Source organism: Agromyces sp. LHK192 (assembly GCF_004006235.1).
GTDB lineage: Bacteria > Actinomycetota > Actinomycetes > Actinomycetales > Microbacteriaceae > Agromyces.
On sequence record NZ_CP034753.1, the window covers coordinates 19,438 to 37,071 of the forward strand.

At 70.0% G+C, this 17,634-nt stretch carries 15 protein-coding genes and 1 tRNA gene; 3 read left to right on the forward strand and 13 right to left on the reverse strand.

The features are described 5' to 3' along the window. Positions 1-29 precede the first annotated feature (29 nt). The 8 genes from ELQ40_RS00110 to ELQ40_RS00145 all read right to left on the reverse strand — a co-directional run bounded on the left by ELQ40_RS00110 (position 30) and on the right by ELQ40_RS00145 (position 10,595). Positions 30-1,736, reverse strand: coding sequence for a serine/threonine-protein kinase (locus tag ELQ40_RS00110; RefSeq protein WP_127791759.1), 1,707 nt, complete (start codon positions 1,734-1,736; stop codon positions 30-32). Beyond that, positions 1,733-3,187, reverse strand: coding sequence for a penicillin-binding protein 2 (locus ELQ40_RS00115; RefSeq protein ID WP_127791761.1), 1,455 nt, complete (start codon positions 3,185-3,187; stop codon positions 1,733-1,735). Before ELQ40_RS00115 ends, ELQ40_RS00110 begins: the two co-directional genes overlap by 4 nt. After that, the gene (locus tag ELQ40_RS00120; protein WP_240665868.1) at positions 3,184-4,593 is read right to left on the reverse strand and encodes an FtsW/RodA/SpoVE family cell cycle protein; all 1,410 of its coding nucleotides are present in this window, start codon (positions 4,591-4,593) and stop codon (positions 3,184-3,186) included. The genes ELQ40_RS00115 and ELQ40_RS00120 overlap by 4 nt, the downstream gene beginning before the upstream one ends. Then, the gene (locus ELQ40_RS00125; RefSeq protein WP_127791762.1) at positions 4,586-5,818 is read right to left on the reverse strand and encodes a Stp1/IreP family PP2C-type Ser/Thr phosphatase; all 1,233 of its coding nucleotides are present in this window, start codon (positions 5,816-5,818) and stop codon (positions 4,586-4,588) included. Before ELQ40_RS00125 ends, ELQ40_RS00120 begins: the two co-directional genes overlap by 8 nt. A gap of 3 nt (positions 5,819-5,821) precedes the next feature. Then, positions 5,822-6,367 carry an FHA domain-containing protein gene (locus ELQ40_RS00130; RefSeq protein ID WP_127791764.1) on the reverse strand — a complete coding sequence of 182 codons (546 nt, stop codon included), beginning with the start codon at positions 6,365-6,367 and terminating at the stop codon, positions 5,822-5,824. After that, positions 6,364-7,128, reverse strand: a complete 765-nt coding sequence (locus ELQ40_RS00135) for a DUF3662 and FHA domain-containing protein (RefSeq protein ID WP_127791765.1) — start codon at positions 7,126-7,128, stop codon at positions 6,364-6,366. The genes ELQ40_RS00130 and ELQ40_RS00135 overlap by 4 nt, the downstream gene beginning before the upstream one ends. Before the next feature lie 63 nt (positions 7,129-7,191). Further along, complete coding sequence (locus tag ELQ40_RS00140; RefSeq protein ID WP_127791767.1) at positions 7,192-9,702, reverse strand: glycoside hydrolase family 65 protein; 2,511 nt, start codon at positions 9,700-9,702, stop codon at positions 7,192-7,194. Continuing rightward, positions 9,699-10,595, reverse strand: coding sequence for an HAD-IA family hydrolase (locus tag ELQ40_RS00145; RefSeq protein ID WP_240665869.1), 897 nt, complete (start codon positions 10,593-10,595; stop codon positions 9,699-9,701). Before ELQ40_RS00145 ends, ELQ40_RS00140 begins: the two co-directional genes overlap by 4 nt. A gap of 180 nt (positions 10,596-10,775) precedes the next feature. Here ELQ40_RS00145 and ELQ40_RS00150 point away from each other — a divergent pair. Further along, positions 10,776-10,862 (forward strand) — tRNA-Leu (locus ELQ40_RS00150). A 207-nt stretch (positions 10,863-11,069) separates the two neighbouring features. Here the strand turns inward: ELQ40_RS00150 and ELQ40_RS00155 are convergent. Next, the gene (locus ELQ40_RS00155; protein WP_205649387.1) at positions 11,070-11,573 is read right to left on the reverse strand and encodes a GNAT family N-acetyltransferase; all 504 of its coding nucleotides are present in this window, start codon (positions 11,571-11,573) and stop codon (positions 11,070-11,072) included. Positions 11,574-11,802: 229 nt separating this feature from the next. Here ELQ40_RS00155 and ELQ40_RS00160 point away from each other — a divergent pair, with 229 nt between their 5' ends. After that, positions 11,803-12,072 carry a GlsB/YeaQ/YmgE family stress response membrane protein gene (locus ELQ40_RS00160; RefSeq protein WP_127791769.1) on the forward strand — a complete coding sequence of 90 codons (270 nt, stop codon included), beginning with the start codon at positions 11,803-11,805 and terminating at the stop codon, positions 12,070-12,072. 97 nt (positions 12,073-12,169) lie between these two features. Here ELQ40_RS00160 and ELQ40_RS00165 read toward each other — a convergent pair whose 3' ends face one another. Both ELQ40_RS00165 and ELQ40_RS00170 read right to left on the reverse strand, forming a co-directional pair. Further along, positions 12,170-12,829 carry a hypothetical protein gene (locus ELQ40_RS00165; protein ID WP_127791771.1) on the reverse strand — a complete coding sequence of 220 codons (660 nt, stop codon included), beginning with the start codon at positions 12,827-12,829 and terminating at the stop codon, positions 12,170-12,172. Positions 12,830-12,960: 131 nt separating this feature from the next. Then, positions 12,961-13,929: a YafY family protein gene (locus ELQ40_RS00170; protein WP_127791772.1), complete on the reverse strand. Its 969-nt coding sequence runs from the start codon at positions 13,927-13,929 to the stop codon at positions 12,961-12,963. Between the two features lie 62 nt (positions 13,930-13,991). Between ELQ40_RS00170 and ELQ40_RS00175 the strand changes: the two genes are divergently transcribed. Next, positions 13,992-15,140 (forward strand): epoxide hydrolase family protein, encoded by a 1,149-nt coding sequence (locus ELQ40_RS00175; protein ID WP_127791774.1) that lies wholly within the window; start codon positions 13,992-13,994, stop codon positions 15,138-15,140. Positions 15,141-15,265: 125 nt separating this feature from the next. Here the strand turns inward: ELQ40_RS00175 and ELQ40_RS00180 are convergent, their stop codons facing one another. Both ELQ40_RS00180 and ELQ40_RS00185 read right to left on the reverse strand, forming a co-directional pair. After that, positions 15,266-15,634 (reverse strand): hypothetical protein, encoded by a 369-nt coding sequence (locus ELQ40_RS00180; RefSeq protein ID WP_127791776.1) that lies wholly within the window; start codon positions 15,632-15,634, stop codon positions 15,266-15,268. Continuing rightward, positions 15,631-17,592, reverse strand: coding sequence for an MDR family MFS transporter (locus tag ELQ40_RS00185; protein ID WP_240665870.1), 1,962 nt, complete (start codon positions 17,590-17,592; stop codon positions 15,631-15,633). The genes ELQ40_RS00180 and ELQ40_RS00185 overlap by 4 nt, the downstream gene beginning before the upstream one ends. Between the last annotated feature and the right edge of the window lie 42 nt (positions 17,593-17,634).

A 17,634-nucleotide genomic window follows, 5' to 3' on the forward strand; every position in this document is an offset into this window, starting at 1 on the left:
GTCTGTCGGCTGGTCGGTCGCGGGTCAGTTCACGGCGCGACGATCGGGAAGTTCGACGTCGGCGACGTCGCCGAGCTCACCTGACCGCAGTAGTAGACGAAATTGACGCTCAACTGCGAGCCGGCGGCGCCGGTCACCGTGATCGGGGTGCTCGTCTGACCGGCAGAGACGTTCGCCTGCGTGCCGTTGCCGAAGCTGTCGAACGTGCCGCCGCTCGTGATCGTGATGGTGTAGCCGCTGAGCGTCTGCCCGGATGGGCACGACTGCTGCGGCCACGAGAGCGTGAGCTTCTGGCTGGGCTCGACATCCGTGTCCGTGGCGCCGTTGATGGTCGGCCCGCCGGTCGGGGCCGCCGGGTCCTCGGGCGCCGCGAGGTAGGTGAGCGTGATCGTCGTGCCCGGTTGCACCGGCCCGGACGGGTTCACGTCGGTGACGGTGTTCGTCTGTCCGGGGTCGGTCGCACGCCCACCCTCGACGCGGCTCGTCGGGAGGCCGAGCGCCTCGATCGCCGCGGCGGCCTCGTCGACGTTCATGCCGAGGTAGGCGTCGCGGTCGACCTGCACCGCCTGGGGTGCCTCGGTGGTCGGCGGCGGCGTCGAGGTACTGGGCGCAGCCGCCGACGTGCTCGGCGGCCCGCTCGTCGTCGACGGCGGAGTGTCACGCCCCTGATTGGCGAACACCGCGATGAGCGTGCCGATGAGCACGATCGCGAGGATCGCGATGAGGATGATGAGCGGCCACGTCCAGGGGCTCCGCTTCTTCTCCTCGGTCTCCTCGGTCTCGTCCTCGGGAGTCGGAGCGGTCGCCGGGAGCACCGTCGTGGCCGCGGTCGCGCCCTGCTGCGGCATGAGCATCGTCGCGGCGGTCGCACCCGCGGCGCCAAGCACTGCGGGCACCGCGGCGGCGGCACCGTGCACATCGCCACGGCGGAGGGCCTGCGCTGCGCGCGCGAGGTGCGCCGCGGACTGCGGACGGTCGGCCGGGTTCTTGGCGATGCACGCGTAGACGAGGTTGCGGACCGGCTCCGAGACCGTCACCGGCAGGTCGGGCGGGGTCTCGTTGATCTGCGCCATCGCGATCGCGACCTGCGACTCGCCCGTGAACGGGCGACGACCGGCCAGGCACTCGTACGCGACGATGCCGAGGGAGTAGATGTCGGTCGTCGGCGATGCCGGGTGGCCGGAGGCCTGCTCGGGCGAAAGGTACTGGACGGTGCCCATGACCTGGCCGGTCGCGGTGAGCGGCACCTGGTCGGCGATGCGGGCGATGCCGAAGTCGGTGATCTTCACCCGGCCGTCGGGCGTGATGAGCAGGTTGCCGGGCTTGATGTCGCGGTGCACCAGGCCGGCCGCGTGCGCGGCCTGGAGGGCGGCGGCGGTCTGCGCCACGATGTCGAGCACCTTGTCGGTCGACAGCACGTGCTCGCGCTCGAGGATGGTCGAGAGGGCCTCGCCCGGGACGAGCTCCATGACGAGGTACGCGCTGCCGTCCTCCTCGCCGTAGTCGAAGACGTTGGCGATGCCCTCGTGGTTGACGAGTGCGGCGTGACGGGCCTCGGCGCGGAACCGCTCGAGGAAGCCGGGATCGCCGAGGTACTCGTCCTTGAGGATCTTGATGGCGACCTGTCGCCCGATGACGAGGTCGGTGGCCTGCCACACCTCGCCCATACCGCCGATGGCGATCCGGGATTGCAGCTCGTACCGTCCACCGAAGGTGAGCCCAGCACTCGGTCTCATTTGTTCAGCACCGCCTCTAGTACCTGTTGTGCGATGGGTGCGGCGATCAAGTTGCCGTACCCCTCCTGACCAAGTCCCCCGCCATCTTCCACCAGCACCGTGATCGCGTACTGGGGGTCGTCGGCGGGGGCAAAACCTGTGAACCAGAGAGTGTACGGGTCGTCCTCGCCGTTCTCCGCGGTACCTGTCTTACCGGCCACGCTGACGCCGTCTATTCTTGCATTACTGGCGGCACCGTTCTCGACGCCGTTCACCATCATCTCGGTCATCGTGGAGGCCGTCTGCTCGCTGATCGCGCGACGGAACTCCGAGGCCTCGAACTCCTCGATCGGACGGAAGTCGGGGGCCGTGATCGCGTCGACCAGGTTCGGGTTCATCACGATGCCCCCGTTCGCGATCGCGGCCGAGACCATCGCCATCTGGAGCGGGGTCGCGCGCACCTCGCCCTGGCCGAACGCGGACAGCGCGGTCTGCGCGTCGTCGAGCCCGCGGGGGTAGACGCTGACCGCCGTCTCGGTAGGAATGAGGAACTCGGAGTTGAAGCCGAACTTCTCGGCCTGCTCGCGGATCGCGGTGTCGCCGAGTTCGACGCCGAGCTCGGCGAACGGGATGTTGCACGAGAGTCGCAGCGCCGTCGCGAGCGTCACCTCGGCGCCGCCGCCGCACGTCCCGCCGCCCGAGTTCCGCACGACCGACGAGCTGCCGGGCAGCGTGTAGGTGCCCGGGTTCGGGAACGTGCTGTCGGGCGTGTACCGGCCGGACTCGAGCGCGGCCGCCGTGACGACGAGCTTGAACACCGAGCCGGGCGGGTTCATGTCGCCGCCCGTGGCCCGGTTGAAGAGGGGATCCATCGGGTCGTCGACGAGCGTCTGGTACGTCGCCTCGACCGCGTCGCCGTCGTGCACCGCGAGGGCGTTCGGGTCGTAGGTCGGCTTGGTCACCATCGCGAGCACGCGGCCGGTCGCCGGCTCGGTGACGATGACCGCGCCGGTGTAGTCGCCGAGCGCGTCCCACGCGGCCTGCTGCGCGACCGGGTCGATCGCGACCTCGACGGATGCGCCCATCGGGTCCTGCCCGGAGATCAGGCGGTTGAGCTGGTCGAAGAACTGCGTCGACGACTGCCCCGAGAGGTAGGAGTTCAGCGAGCGCTCCAGGCCCGTCGGCTCGCCGTTGATCGGGATGAATCCGGTGACCGGGGCGTACAGCGGACCGTTCGCGTACACCCGCTGGAACTTGTAGTCGTCATCGGACGGCTGCGAGAACGCGACGGGCGACCCGGCGACGAGGATCGGCCCGCGCTCGACGGAGTAGCTCTCGTACAGGGTCCTCGAGTTCCGGGGATCCGCCGCCAGGTTGGACGCCTGTGCGACCTGGATGACGGATGACGCGCCGAAGAGCGTCAGGAACATCACGAGCACGACGATCGTGACCCGCTTGAGCTCGCGATTCATCCGTCGATCACCAGCCTCGGGTGGTTCCGGATCGTGTCGGAGAGCCGCAGCAGCAGCGCGACGATGATCCAGTTGGCGACCAGTGACGAGCCGCCGGCCGCGAGGAACGGCGTCGTGAGGCCGGTGAGCGGGATGACGCGCATCACGCCGCCGACCACGATGAAGACCTGCAGCGCGACGGTGAAGGACAGGCCGACGCCGAGGAGCTTGCCGAAGTCGTCCTGGCCGGCGAAGCCGATGCGGAATCCGCGGGAGACGAAGAGCAGGTAGAGCGCGAGGATCGCGAACACGCCCGCGAGGCCCAGCTCCTCGCCGAGGCTCGCGATGATGTAGTCGCTCTGCGGGACGGGCGTGAGGTCGGGACGGCCCTGCCCCCAGCCGGTGCCGATGAGGCCGCCGTTGCCGAGCCCGAACAGGCCCTGCACGAGCTGGTAGCTGCCGCCGGGGTCGGCGCCGAACCGCTCGTCGCTGAACGGGTCGAGCCAGTTCGCGAAGCGGTTGCGCACGTAGTCGAGGGTCTGCGACGCGATGAGCGCACCGCCGACGAACAGCGTGAGGCCGAGCAGCACCCACGAGATCCGGCTCGTCGCGACGTAGAGCATGACGAGGAAGAGCCCGAAGTAGAGGAGGGCGGTGCCGAGGTCGCGCTGGAAGACGATGACCGCCATCGAGAGCGCCCAGACCACCAGCAGCGGGCCGAGGTCGCGTGCGCGCGGGAACCGCATGCCGAGGAAGGTGGTGCCGACCATCGACAGCGAGTCGCGGTTGCGCACGAGGTACCCGGCGAAGAACACGGCCAGCGCGATCTTCGCGATCTCGCCGGGCTGGAACGAGGCGAAGTCGCCGAAGGAGATCCAGACGCGGGCGCCGGACACCTCGCGGCCGATGCCGGGGACGAGCGGCAGGATCAGGAGCACGATGGCCAGGAGGCCCGCGAGGTACGTGTACCGGAACAGCACCCGGTGGTTGCGGATGAGGATGATCGTCACGATCGCGCAGATGATCGCGATCGCGCTCCACGCGATCTGGCGAACGGCCGCGGACTCCCACCCGGCGTCGCCCTCGGCGATGTCGATCCGGTAGATCATCGCGATGCCGATGCCGTTGAGCACCGAGGCGATCGGCAGAAGGAACGGGTCGGCGTCACGCGCCACGTACCGCATCGCGATGTGCAGGCCGAACACCAGCAGCGACAGGCCGGCGCCGAGCAGGATCAGCTGCGTGTCGATGGTGCCGAGCGCTCCGAGCTGCACCAGGAAGATGGCGGATGCGTTGATCAGGCAGGCGAACGCGAGCAACCAGAACTCGAGGTTCCGCAGCTTCTGCGGGATGCGGATGCGTCGCACACCGCTCGGCGGTGTCGCGGTGGTGCCCTGCGGCGGGGTCTGCGTGCGGCGCTCACTCAAGGGAGGCCTCCAGCCGCTGCACGATGAGGAGCGCCTCGGCGAGGTCGCCCGCGGTGATGGTCTGCTCGACGCGCTGCTGGTCGTAGGCCCGGAGCTCGGAGACGTCGAGCTGCGTCTCGGTGTGGAGCTCGTGCAGCGAGATCGGTCCGAGGTCCTGCTGGATGCCCTGGAAGACGGCGACCCGGCCGTTCGACTCGCCGACGTAGTAGCGGGTCTGCGTCCATTGGTAGCCGAGCACGAACGCCGCGACGATCGCGGCGATGAGCAGCACGATCCAGAACCCCCAGACCATCCGGCGGCGGCGCCGGCGGCGGGCATCCTCTTCGATCAGTTCGTCGAAGAACTCCTCGGAGTCGGGCTCGAAGTGGGTCTCCTGCACCGGGTGCGGCCGGAACGGGGTCAGGAAGATGCCGCGGCTTCGCGGTGCTTCGGCCGGTTGGCCGAACGCCAGCGGCGCTGCCGCCGAGCCGACGATCAGCGGAGGCGTATCGGGCGCGGGCGGTTCGCCGATGTCGACGACGACGACGGTCACGTTGTCGGGCGCGCCACCGTCGAGCGAGGCCTTCACGAGGCGGTCGGCGACCTGCTTCGCACCGGCGTCGGAGGTCAGCACCTGCTGGATCTCGTCGAACGACACGACGCCCGACAGGCCGTCGGAGCAGAGCAGCCAGCGGTCGCCCGGGCGGGTGTCGAGCACGAGCGTGTCGACCTCGGGGGAGGACTCGACGTCGCCGAGCACCCGCATGAGGACCGACCGGCGAGGGTGCACCATCGCCTCCTCGGCGGTGATGCGGCCCGCGTCGACGAGGCGCTGCACGAACGTGTGGTCGGTCGAGATCTGGCTGAGCTCGCCCGAGCGCGCGAGGTAGATGCGCGAGTCGCCGATGTGCGCGATCGCGGCCCGGCTGTCCTCGATGATGAGGGCGCTGCACGTGGTGCCCATGCCGGTGAGCTCGGAGTGGTCGGCGACCGTCTCGGTGATGCGGCGGTTCGCCGCGAGGAGCGCGGACTCGAGGGCCGCGGCGGCCTCGGTGGGGCTCGGGTGGTCGATGTCGGCCTCGGCGATGCGGTGGGTCGCGATCGCACTGGCGACGTCGCCCCCGGCGTGACCGCCCATGCCGTCGGCCACGAAGAACAACTGGTGACCGGCGTAGCCGGAGTCCTGGTTGTTCGCGCGGATCCGACCGACGTGCGAGACCGCAGCGCTCGCCTTGACTGAGGCCACGGGCTACCGCCGCAGCTCGAACGTCGTCGCCCCGACCTTCACGGTGGCTCCGAGCGGCACCGGGGTCGGCACGGTCACGCGGGAGCCGTCGAGGAACGTGCCGTTCGTGGAATCGAGGTCCTGCAGCATCCAGCGGCCGTTCCACAGCATGAGCCGGGCGTGGTGCGTCGACGTGTAGTCGTCACGGATGATGATCGCCGAGTCGCTCGATCGCCCGATCGTGATCTCGTCACGTCCGAGCGGGAACTCCGCCCCCGCCTTCTGCCCGGAGGTGATGACGAGTCGACCCGCGTTCTCGGCGGTCGCCTGGCCGGTCTCGGCGGCCGGCGGCCGGTTGACCGCCTCGGTCGGCGCCTGCGAGAGCGACGACGACGGGAACGCGGAGGCGACCGGGGACGCCGGCGCCGCAGCGGCCGCCGCGGCATCGGGGAGCTTGCGGACCCGCTGGCCGAACAGGTCGCTGCGCAGCGCGTAGACGATGGCGAAGACGAACAGCCACATCAGCAGCAGGAAGCCGAATTGGAGGACGAGGAGGGTCAGTTCGCTCACGCCGGCCCCCAGAATCCGCCGAGGTCGGAGCGCTGCGAGGCGCCGGGCGCGCCGCCCGGGCGGGCGCCACCGGGCTGGGCACCGGGCTGGGCGCCGCCCGACTGCGCGAGCACGCGGAAGGTGATCCGCGACCGGCCGATCGTGATCACCGAGTCCGGCTCGAGCACGGCCTCCTTCACCGCGGCGCCGTTGAGCTGGGTGCCGTTCGTCGAGCCGAGGTCGCGCACGCGGGCGCGCGAGCCGTCCCACTGCACCTCGGCGTGCCTGCGGCTCGCACCGGTGTCGTCGAGCGTGACGTCGGCCTCGCTGCCGCGGCCGATGACCGTGCGACCCTTGATGATCGGGTACCGCTTGCCGTTCACGTCGAGTACCGGGGTCCACGCGACGCGGCCCTTCACGTTCGACGAGTCGACCTGCACCATGCCGACCGAGAGGCTCTCGTCGGGCAGGAGTTCGAGCGTGACGCCTCCGGCGAACTGGAAGCGCTGGCTCGCCGCGTGCTTCTGCACCAGGTCGACGAGTTCGTCGGTGAGCGCGGGGCCGAGGCGGGTCATCCGATCGTGGTCCTCCGGGGACATGCGCACCGTGAAGCTGTTCGGAACGAGCACGCGGTCGCGCGATACGACGGCGGCCTTCGTGTCGATCTCGCGCTTGAGCGCCGCGGTGATCTCCACCGGCTGCAGCCCCGAGCGGAAGGTCTTCGCGAAGGCGCCGTTCACCGCGCGCTCGAGACCTTTCTCGAAGTTGTCCAGTAGGCCCACAGGTCTCCCGATCCGTTCCGTGACTCGCGACAGAATAGCGTGAAGCGCTGGGAACGCCGCGCCTCAGTCCACCGGAATCGGCGAATCGTCTGCGTCGACGTCCAGCGACAGGGTCGGTATCGACGCCGTGAGCAGGGTGCCGTCGGCCCTGCGGCTGCCGGCCATATCCCGCATCGTGGGCGAACCGATGATCCGCGGCCCCTGCCCGTCGAGCGCGACGCGCACGGGTTCGCCGGGCTCCACGTGCAGGGCGGTGCCGCGCACCGAGACATCCGCTCCGTCGCCGTCCTCGATCTCGAAGGTGATCGCCGCGTGCTCGACCGTGACCCTGAGGCGCGTGCCGCGGAGCGTGATGCGGAAGACCAGCGAGCCCCAGCCGTCGGGCAGGCGCGGGTCGAAGGTGAACTTCCCGCCCTGGTCGCGGAAGCCCCCGAAGCCGAACGCCAGCGCGCCCCAGACGCCGCCCGTCGACGCGACGTGCACGCCGTCGGCCGCGTTGTGGTGCAGGTCGGCGAGGTCCACGAACAGGGCCGCCCGGAAGTACCGCAGCGCGAGCTCGTGGTAGCCGACCTCGGCCGCGATGATCGACTGCACGACCGCCGACAGCGTCGAGTCGCCCGTGGTCAGCGGGTCGTAGTACTCGAAGTCGGCGAGCTTCTGCTCGGTCGTGAACCGGTCGCCCTGGAGGAACAGCGCCAGCACGACATCGGCCTGCTTCAGCACCTGGAAGCGGTAGATGACCAGCGGGTGGTAGTGCAGCAGCAGCGGGCGCCGGTCGTCGGGGGTGTGCTCGAGGTCCCAGAGCTCCTTCTCGAGGAACGCGGAGTCCTGCGGGTGCACGCCGAGCTTCTCGTCGAACGGGATGTGCATGTGCGCGCCGGCACGGCGCCACGCGGCCACCTCGGAGGGCGTCACCGAGAGCCGATCGACGAGCTTGCGGTACTCGACGGGCTGGTGCACCTGCAGCGAGTCGACGGCCTTCGCGGCCGACTCGAGGTTCGCGCGCGCCATCACGTTCGTGTAGAGGTTGTCGTTCACGACGGTCGTGTACTCGTCGGGCCCGGTGACGCCGTGGATGTGGAACACGTCGTCGGCGTTGGTGCGCCAGAAGCCGAGGTCCTCCCACATGCGGGCCGTCTCGACGAGGATGTCGATCGCGCCGCGGGCGAGGAAGTCCTCGTCGCCCGTCGCGGTGACGTACTGCATGAGCGCATACGAGATGTCCGCGTCGATGTGGTACTGCGCGGTGCCGGCCGCATAGTACGCGCTCGACTCCTGCCCGTTGATCGTGCGCCACGGGAAGAGCGCGCCGAGCTGGTTGAGTTCGATCGCGCGCGCCCTGGCGGCATCGAGCATCTTCTGCCGGAACCGCAGCACGTTCCTCGCGACGTTCGGCGTCGTATAGGAGAGGAACGGCATCACGTAGACCTCGGAGTCCCAGAAGTAGTGACCGCCGTAGCCCGACCCCGAGACGCCCTTCGCCGCGACGCCGCCGCCGTCCGTGCGCGCGGAGGCCTGCGCGAGCTGGAACAGGTTCCAGCGGATCGCCTGCTGCAGCACCGGCTGGTCGGCGACCTCGACGTCGGAGCGGGTCCAGAACTCGTCGAGCCACGCGCGCTGGTGCTCGAAGATCCGCGCGACCCCGAGTTCCTCGGCGCGGTCCAGGGTGCGGTCGCACCGATCGACCAGTTCACGGGCCGGTACCTTGCGGGCCGTGTGATAGCTCACGGCCTTGGTGACGCGCACCGGCTCGCCGCGCTTGCCGGCGATCTTGTAGATGTGCTTCGCGAGGTCGTCGCCGATCGACCCGGACTCGGTGTACGCGCTCTGCGTGTCGATGTGGTGCTGGGCGCCGATCGCGATGGCCATGCCCGAGTTGGTGGTCTGGTAGCCGAGCACGTATCGCCCGTCGCCGTGGCGCTTCACCCGCGGCTGCAGCACGCGGTCGAGGAACACGTCGGCCTTGCGGGGGTCGAACCCCTCCGACGTCTCGGTGACGCCCGAGCGGTATTCGTCGCGGCCGTCCTGGCGGTTGAGGATCTGGCTGGAGATCGTGATCGCGGCATCCGCGTCGAGCAGTTCGACCTCGTAGTCGATGAGCGCGAGGTGGCGGTCGGTGAAGCTCACGAGTCGGCGGCTCGTGATGAGCACGCGCTTGCCCGAGGGGGTGCGCCACTCGACCGAGCGGATCAGCGCGCCGGTGCGGAAGTCGAGCCGACGCTCGTACGCCAGGATCTCCGCCTCGGTCATGACGAGCGGCTCGTCGTCGACATACAGGCGGATCACCTTCGCGTCGGGCGCGTTCACGATCGTCTGGCCGACGCGCGCGAAGCCGAACGCCTCCTCGGCGTGCCGGATCGGCCACGTCTCGTGGAACCCGTTCACGAACGTGCCGTGCATGTGGCCGTCGCGGCCCTCCTCGACGTTGCCGCGGAGTCCGAGGTAGCCGTTGCCGACCGCGAACAGGGTCTCGGTGCGACCCTGGTCGTCCTGCCCGAAGTCCGTCTCGACGAGCGCCCACTCGTCGACGGGGAACCTGGTGCGGTTCAGCGGGTCGGTGTCGGCGAACCTCATTCGGCGTCCTCTCGGGTGGTGCTGGTGGTGCTGTCGGATGCCTCGCCCACGTCCTCCGGCGGTCGAGTAGCGCCGTCTTCCGGCGGTCGAGTAGCGGAGCGTATCGAGGCCCCGGCCCGCTCGACGGCCGGGATCAGCTCGTCGAGCTCGTCGACGACCACGTCGGCGCCGAGGCGCGCGAGCACGTCGCGTCCGACGCCGCGATCGACGCCCACGACGATGCCGAAGTCACCGGATGCCCCGGCCCGCACGCCCGACTCGGCGTCTTCGACGACCGCGCAGGCCGCGGTCGGCAGGCCGAGCAACGCGGCGCCGCGCTCGTACGTGTCGGGGAACGGCTTGCCGGGGATTCCCTCGCGCGCCGCGACCTGGCCGTCGACGACGACCTCGAACCGGTCGGCGATGCCCGCAGCCGCGAGCACGGCGGGCGCGTTCTTCGAACTCGAGACGACGGCGACGAGGCATCCGGCCGCCTGCACCGCGTCGAGGAACGCGACCGACGCCGGATAGGCGGCGACGCCCTCCTCGGCGAGCGTCGCGTTGAACGCCCGGTTCTTGCGGTTGCCGAGGCCGTGCACCGTGTTCTCGTCGGGGGAGTCGGTCACTTCGCCCTCGGGGAGCTCGATGCCACGGCTCTCGAGCAGCGAACGCACGCCGTCGTAGCGGGGCTTGCCGTCGATGTACGCGAAGTAGTCGGCGTCGGAGTAGGGGGCGACGCCGTGCTCCTCGAGGACGGGCGTGAACAGCCGCGACCAGGCGTGCATGTGCACGATCGCCGTCGGCGTGAGCACGCCGTCGAGGTCGAACAGCCACCCGCGGATGCCGCTCAGGTCGGCGTCGGCCGGGGGAGTGGTGGTGACGGTGGTGTCGTCGCTCGTATCGGGTCGGGTCACGGGGGCGGTCCTCTCGTCGCGTCGGCCGGGCGCCTGTACCCAGATATCGATGCTATTCCGGATGCCTCGCAGGGCGCGAGGGGCGCAGGTGAAGTGGGGCGACGCTGCCCGAATGGCTATTGGCGCGACGAAATGTTAGTCTCTGTTGGCTGATGCGCACCTGATGGTGCGAATCGGTATGCGCAAGTGGCGGAATAGGCAGACGCGCACGGTTCAGGTCCGTGTGCCCGTGAGGGCGTGGGGGTTCAACTCCCCCCTTGCGCACCAAGATGGAACGGCCCGGATCCTCGTGAGGATCCGGGCCGTTTCGCGTCTCGGCCTGTGGCGAGCAACGCCACGGGCCGGCCATCCGACCGGTGCATGAGGATCGGGACTGCAGCCCGCCTGAACGGCGCGTGCACCGGATTCTCATGCGCTGCGTGTGGGCCGCGCGCGGTTCGCGTGCCGTCGCGCGAGTGGCCCTGCCCATCACACTCAGTCGCCGGCGCGCACCATCCGCAGCTCACGCACCCCGTCGTCGACCTGCACGGTGCCGTCGGTGACGAACCCGTGCTTGCGGTAGAAGGCCAGGGCACGCGGGTTCTCGGACGCGACCCAGAGGGCGGCCGATGACCCGGGAGGCACCACCGCATCGAGCAGGTCGGCGCCGATCCCGGTGCCGTGGTGCGCGGCGAGCACGTACAGCACGTACAGGTGCGATCGCCACGGGAGCGCGGGCGGCTCCGGCGGTCCGGCCATGGCCACGCCGACGACCGCGTCGCCGACCTCCGCGATCGCGATCCGCTTGTCGCGGTGGCGATCGTCGGTCAGCGCGGTGGTCCAGAACCGCTCGCGGACGTCGACGAACCCGGGGTCGTCGAGTACCCGATCGGGCATCAGCCCGCGGTACGTCTCGCGCCAGGACCGCACGATGACCTCGGCCATCGCGCGGGCGTCCTCGGGCCTCGCGGGGCGGACGAGCGGAGCGGAGGCATCCATTCCGGCAGCGTAGGTCGTATGTCGCGGAGCCGCACCGGGCCGCGCGCGCCGGGCAGCACGCCCGCCCGGGCCGAACCGTCGAACCGCACCGCGCGTAGCGCGTTCGCGCCCTGCAGCGCAAGGGGCATCCGGAATCCGCGGCCGAGTGGTTCGGTTGACGCATCCTGATCGGCCGGAGCGCCGCCCCCACGGCGCAGCAACCGGCCGTCACCGAACGAAGGAGCACACCATGGGTTTCCTCGCATTCCTCATCCTCGGCCTCATCGCCGGCGCCATCGCGAAGCTGATCCTGCCCGGCAAGCAGGGCGGCGGCTGGCTCATCACCCTGCTGCTCGGCGTCGTCGGCGCGATCCTCGGCGGATGGCTGGGCAGCGTGCTTTTCGGCGTGGGCCTCGAGGAGTTCTGGGACCTCAGCACCTGGCTGCTCGCGATCGGCGGCGCCATCATCGTGCTGCTGATCTACGGCCTCATCACGCGCGGCAGCCGCAAGGCGGCCTGACCGCGAGGCGCACGCGAACCGCGAGGCGGGGCATCCGATCGGATGCCCCGCCTCGGTCGTCTGCGCTCAGATCCGTCGGGAGGTCCACCGCCCGAACTCAGGGCTGCGTCACGCTCGTCACGACGGCCGGGGTCGCGAAGATGCTCCCGCCGTGCACGACGAAGTCGACGGAGTCACTGCCGCACACCACAGCGACCTCGGTGGTACCGGCGGCGATGGCGGTGAACGAGATGGGCAATCGCGCGCCTGGGTCCGCAGCGAACACGGCCTCATCGAGAGTCGTGCCATCCTCGCCCAGCAGCAGGCAGTACCCCTCGAGCGGGTCGTTTCGCTCGGCGACCGCGTTGACGTTCACCGTGACCTGATACGCGCTGCCGCCTCCCAACGGGAGCTCCAGCAGTGTTCGGTCGTCGTTCGGAAACACCGGCACGGCGTGCTCGAAGCGGGTGGTCACGACCTCGGTGGCCCCGGCCGGCCCGGTCGGACCCGGGATGCCCGCCGGGCCCTGCTGATTCCAGGTGATCGGCGTCTCGGCGAGCACCGCCGGCTCGGTGATGCACGATCCGAGCTTTCCGGGCTTACCCGGCTGCAACACGCGCAGTACTCCGGTCTTCTGATTCACGCATCCTCGGTAGGTCGGCGATTGCGAGGCCGCGGTCGCGACCACCGAACCGCCGACCACGAGGATGCCCGCCGTGGCGACGGCCGCGAGACCGAGCCATCCACGTCGACGGGTGCTGCCCCTGCTCCAGATCATCTCGGTCTCCGCTCGCTCGTCGGTGCCGTGTTGCGGCACAGCGTAGCGACGCGACCGCCGACCCGGAAGGGGGACTCCGTTTCGACCGGTGCGTGTCCGGCGCCCGTCGAGCCCTCGACTCAGCCCTCGACTCAGCCCTCGGCGGCTCCGGCGGCTCCCGCGGCGCGGCGCAGGCGCGCGGCGAGGCGGGCGAATGCGGCGATGAGCTCGTCGCCTTCGAGCACCTCGATCTCGGCGTCGAGCTGGGTGATCCACAGTGCGAGCCGGTCGGGGTCGTCCGATCCGACCTCGACCTCGCACGCGCGCTCGCCGACCGGGGTCACCACAGCGGGTGGGCCGATCTTGGCCTCGACCTCGGCGGCCGGTGCCTGCACGAGGATCCGTGCGCGATACGCCCACAGCGCCCGCCCGACGCCGCGCATGACGTGGGCGACGACCAGTTCCTCGTCGATCTCGCGAGGGCGGAAGCGCACCCCGGTCGGCGGCTGCGGCACGATGCGATCGGCGCGGAACGTGCGCCAGTCGCCGCGCTCGACGTCCCACGCGAGCAGGTACCAGCGCGATCCCCAGTTGATCAGCCGATGCGGTTCGGTGAGACGACGCGACGGCGTGCCGCGGTGGGTGGCGTAGTCGAACCTGAGGCGCTCGTTCCAGCGGATGGCCGACGCGATCGCGCTGAACACGGACACGTCGAGGGAGGCATCCGGGTCGTCCGCGACGCTCGTCGCAGCGCGGGCGGCGTCCACGCGTTGCCGCAGGTGCGGCGGCATCACCTGTTCGACCTTGCCGAGCGCCGTCACCGACGATTCACCCAGGCGGATGCCGCGGGTCATGGCCGTCGTGAGTCCGATCGCGATGGCGACCGCCTCGTCGTCGTCGAGCACGAGCGGGGGCATCGCCGTGCCCGCGACCAGGCGGTAGCCGCCGGCGACGCCCGGCCGGGCATCCACGGCGTAGCCGAGTTCGCGCAGCTTGCCGATGTCGGTGCGCACGGTGCGCGCGCTCACCTCGAGGCGCTCGGCGAGCTCGACGCCCGTCCACTCGCGCGGGATCTGCAGCAGCGAGAGCAGCTTCAGGAGGCGTGCGGACGTGTCGAGCATGGCTCGAGCATTTCACGTATCGCGGAAGATATCCTGCCGCAATTGCTGGAACCGTGGTGGTCATGAACGCACACACCGACACCGACCTCGTCCCCTTCCGCGTCGACATCCCCGAGGCGGACCTCGCCGACCTGCACGAGCGGCTCGACCGCACGCGGTGGCCCGATCCGATCCCCGGCCGCGACGATCGCACGGACTTCAGCCGCGGCATCCCGAACGCGTACCTCCGCGAGCTCGCCGACGCATGGCGCACGTTCGATTGGCGTGAGCAGGAAGCCGCGCTCAACGAGCACGAGCAGTACACGACCGTCGTCGACGGCCAGACCTTCCACGTCGTGCGGGTGCGCTCGGCGAACCCCGACGCGACACCGCTGATGCTCGTGCACGGCTGGCCCGGTTCGTTCGTCGAGTACCAGCGGCTCATCCCGCTCCTGACCGACGAATTCGACCTGGTGATGCCATCGCTGCCCGGCTTCGGGTTCTCGAATCCCCTGTCGAGCACGGGATGGGAGCTCGCGCGGACGACCGAGGCGTTCGCCGAGATCATGACCCGGCTCGGCTACGACCGATTCGGCGTCCACGGCACCGACATCGGGGCGGGCATCGCCGGCCGGCTCGCGGCCCTGTACCCGGACCGCGTGACCGGCGTGCACGTCGGCAGCGACGGCAACTCGCTCGCGATGGTCGGCGACCAGTTCCCGTACCCCGACGGCCTGACCGACGAGGAGAAGGACGAGATCGCGGCGATCCGAGAGCGCGAGGCCGCCGACCGCGGCTACTTCGACCTGCAGAACCACAAGCCCGACACGATCGGGCCTGCGCTCGTCGACTCGCCCGTCGGGCAGCTGGCTTGGATCGCCGAGAAGTTCCAGGGCTGGACCGACCCGACCCGCCCGACCCCCGACGAGGCCGTCGACCGCGACCAACTGCTGACCGACATCAGCCTCTACTGGTTCACGAAGTCGGGCGCGTCGAGCGCGCAGTTCTACTGGGAGTCGACGCATTCCGGACTCGACTGGCTCGCCGGGGGCGACGTGCCGACCGCGTGGTCGGTCTTCGACACGCATCCGCTCATGGCGAAGGCGTTCAACGCGTGGGGCGGCATCGCGCAGTGGCGCGAGCACGAGTCGGGCGGGCACTTCCCGGCGATGGAGCAGCCGGAGCTGCTGGCCGACGACCTGCGGGAGTTCTTCGCCGGCCTTCGGGCCTGAGTGAGCACCGCCCGGCATACGTTTTCAGGACCACGGCGGCCATGGCCCGATAGAGAGTCTCTGACCGCTGTGGTCCTGAAAAGGTCGTCGGGATCGGGAGCAACGGGCGATGCAGGCGCAGGAGGTCAGGCCTTCGGGATGCCGTTCCGCGCCATGACCGCGTCGATCATCTCGTAGACGACGGGCTTGGCCGCGGCATCCATGTACTTCACCTTCACGCAGCCCTTCGCCGGTTGCGAGCCGCCGACGGCGGCCTTGGCCGCGTCGACGAGGTCGAAGTCGATCGCGTGCGCCGACATCGTCTTCGATGCGGCCGTGAACATCACGTAGCCCTTCAGGTACGAGTCCGCGAACCGGAACATCGGCACCCCGCGGAACATGATGAGCGGCACGCTCGGATACGTGGCCTCCACGTAGTCGTGGAACTCGCGCAACCACTCCTGCGCCTCGGGCGATTGGGCGGCGAGGTACTCCTCGGGGGTCTCGGCACTCATCCGTCGTCTCCCTTCGCCCGCCTGCCCGTGGCCGGCGGTTCGTCGTGCACGCGATGCGACGCCGTGTCCGCGCCCGGCTGCACGAGGGCGCCGACCTCCTCGGCCGCGAGGGTCGCGATCACGCCGGTGTCGGTGGGCTCGCCGTCGGATGCCCCTCCGCGCGAACTCGCCGCGGCCGCCGCGCGCTCGTCGGCGGCCTCCTGCATCGCCGACTTCGCCCGCAGCGGCGGGGTGCGGAAGAACAGCGAGAGCAGGAACGCGATCAGCACGACGATCAGGGCGACGCGGTAGACCGCGACCGCCGACTCGGTGAAGCCGACGAGGAACGGCTTCGTGAGCCTCGGATCGGCGCCGGTCAGGAACGACGTGTCGTCGAGCGCGTCACCGCCGACGGATGCCTCGGCCGAGCCCTCGCCGCCGAATGCCTCCTCGATCTGCGGGAGCGCCTGCTCGACGACCTGCGCGCGCTGCGCCTCGTCCGACAGATCGACCTGCGGAGGCAGGTTCGCGGTGATCGGCTCGACGATTGGGGAGTAGATCGTCTCCATGATCTGCGCGTTCTCGGGCGCCGTCGCGACGGCCGGGTCGAGCGCGGCATCCAGTGCGTCGCTGAGCGTCGCCTCGTCGGACAGCGACCCGGTGATGTTCTGCGGCATCACGGTGAACAGCAACGACAGCAGCACGGCGGTGCCGAGCGTGCCGCCGATCTGGCGGAAGAACGTCGAGGCGCTCGTCGCGACGCCCATGTCGCGCAGCCCCACCGAGTTCTGGCTGGCGATCGTCAGCGTCTGCATGAGCTGGCCGAGGCCCAGGCCGATCAGCAGCATCGCGCCCGCCATGTACCAGTACGTCGAGTCGTACCGGATGAAGGTGAGCACGAGGAACCCGCCGGCCAGGAACAGCGTGCCGAGGATCGGGAACATCCGGTACCGCCCGGTGCGCGCGATGATCTGGCCGCTCCCGATCGAAGCCGCCATCATGCCGAGGATCATCGGCAGCATCTGCAGGCCGCTCTCGGTCGGCGTCGCACCGAACACGAGCTGCAGGAACAGCGGGATCGTCATCATCGCGCCGAACATGCCGAAGCCGACGAACACGCCGATCACCGTCGCCATCGAGAACGTCGACGAGCGGAACAGCTTCAGCGGGATCAGCGCGTCGTCGCCCATCCGCGACTCGACGATCACGAACGCGAGCACGCCGAGGCCACCGACCACGTAGCAGGCGATCGCGATGGGGCTCGACCAGCCCCAGTCGCGGCCCTCCTCGGCCACGAGCAGCAGCGGGACCAGGCCGACGACCACGAACGTCGCGCCCCACCAGTCGATGCGCACGCGGTCGTGCTCCTGCTTCGGCAGGTGCAGGAACCGCATGACGATCGCGAGCGCCGCGATGCCGATCGGCACGTTGATGAGGAACACCCAGCGCCAGCCCGCGATGAACAGGATCTCGTCGGCGCCGGCGAACAGGCCGCCCACGAGCGGCCCGATGAGGCTCGAGATGCCGAACACCGCGAGGAAGTAGCCCTGGTACTTCGCGCGCTCGCGCGGCGCGAGCATGTCGCCCATGATCGCGAGCGGCATCGACATCAGGCCGCCCGCGCCGAGGCCCTGGATGGCGCGGAACGCCGCGAGCTCGAGCATCGACGTCGAGAACGAGGCCAGCAGCGAGCCGACGATGAAGATCACGATCGCCGCGATGAACAACGGGCGGCGACCCCAGATGTCGGAGAGCTTGCCGTAGATCGGCGTCGAGATCGTCGAGACGATCAGGTACGCCGTCGTCACCCACGCCTGCTGGCTGAGGCCGTGGAGGTCATCGCCGATGGTGCGGATCGCGGTGCCGACGACCGTCTGGTCGAGGGCCGAGAGGAACATGCCTGCCATCAGGCCGAAGATCACGAAGAGGATCTGCCTGTGCGACATCAACGGCGTCGAAGCCGGTTGCTGGTTCGCCATCAAGTCCCGATGCTAGACCCGCGACCGCGGATCGGTCGATGG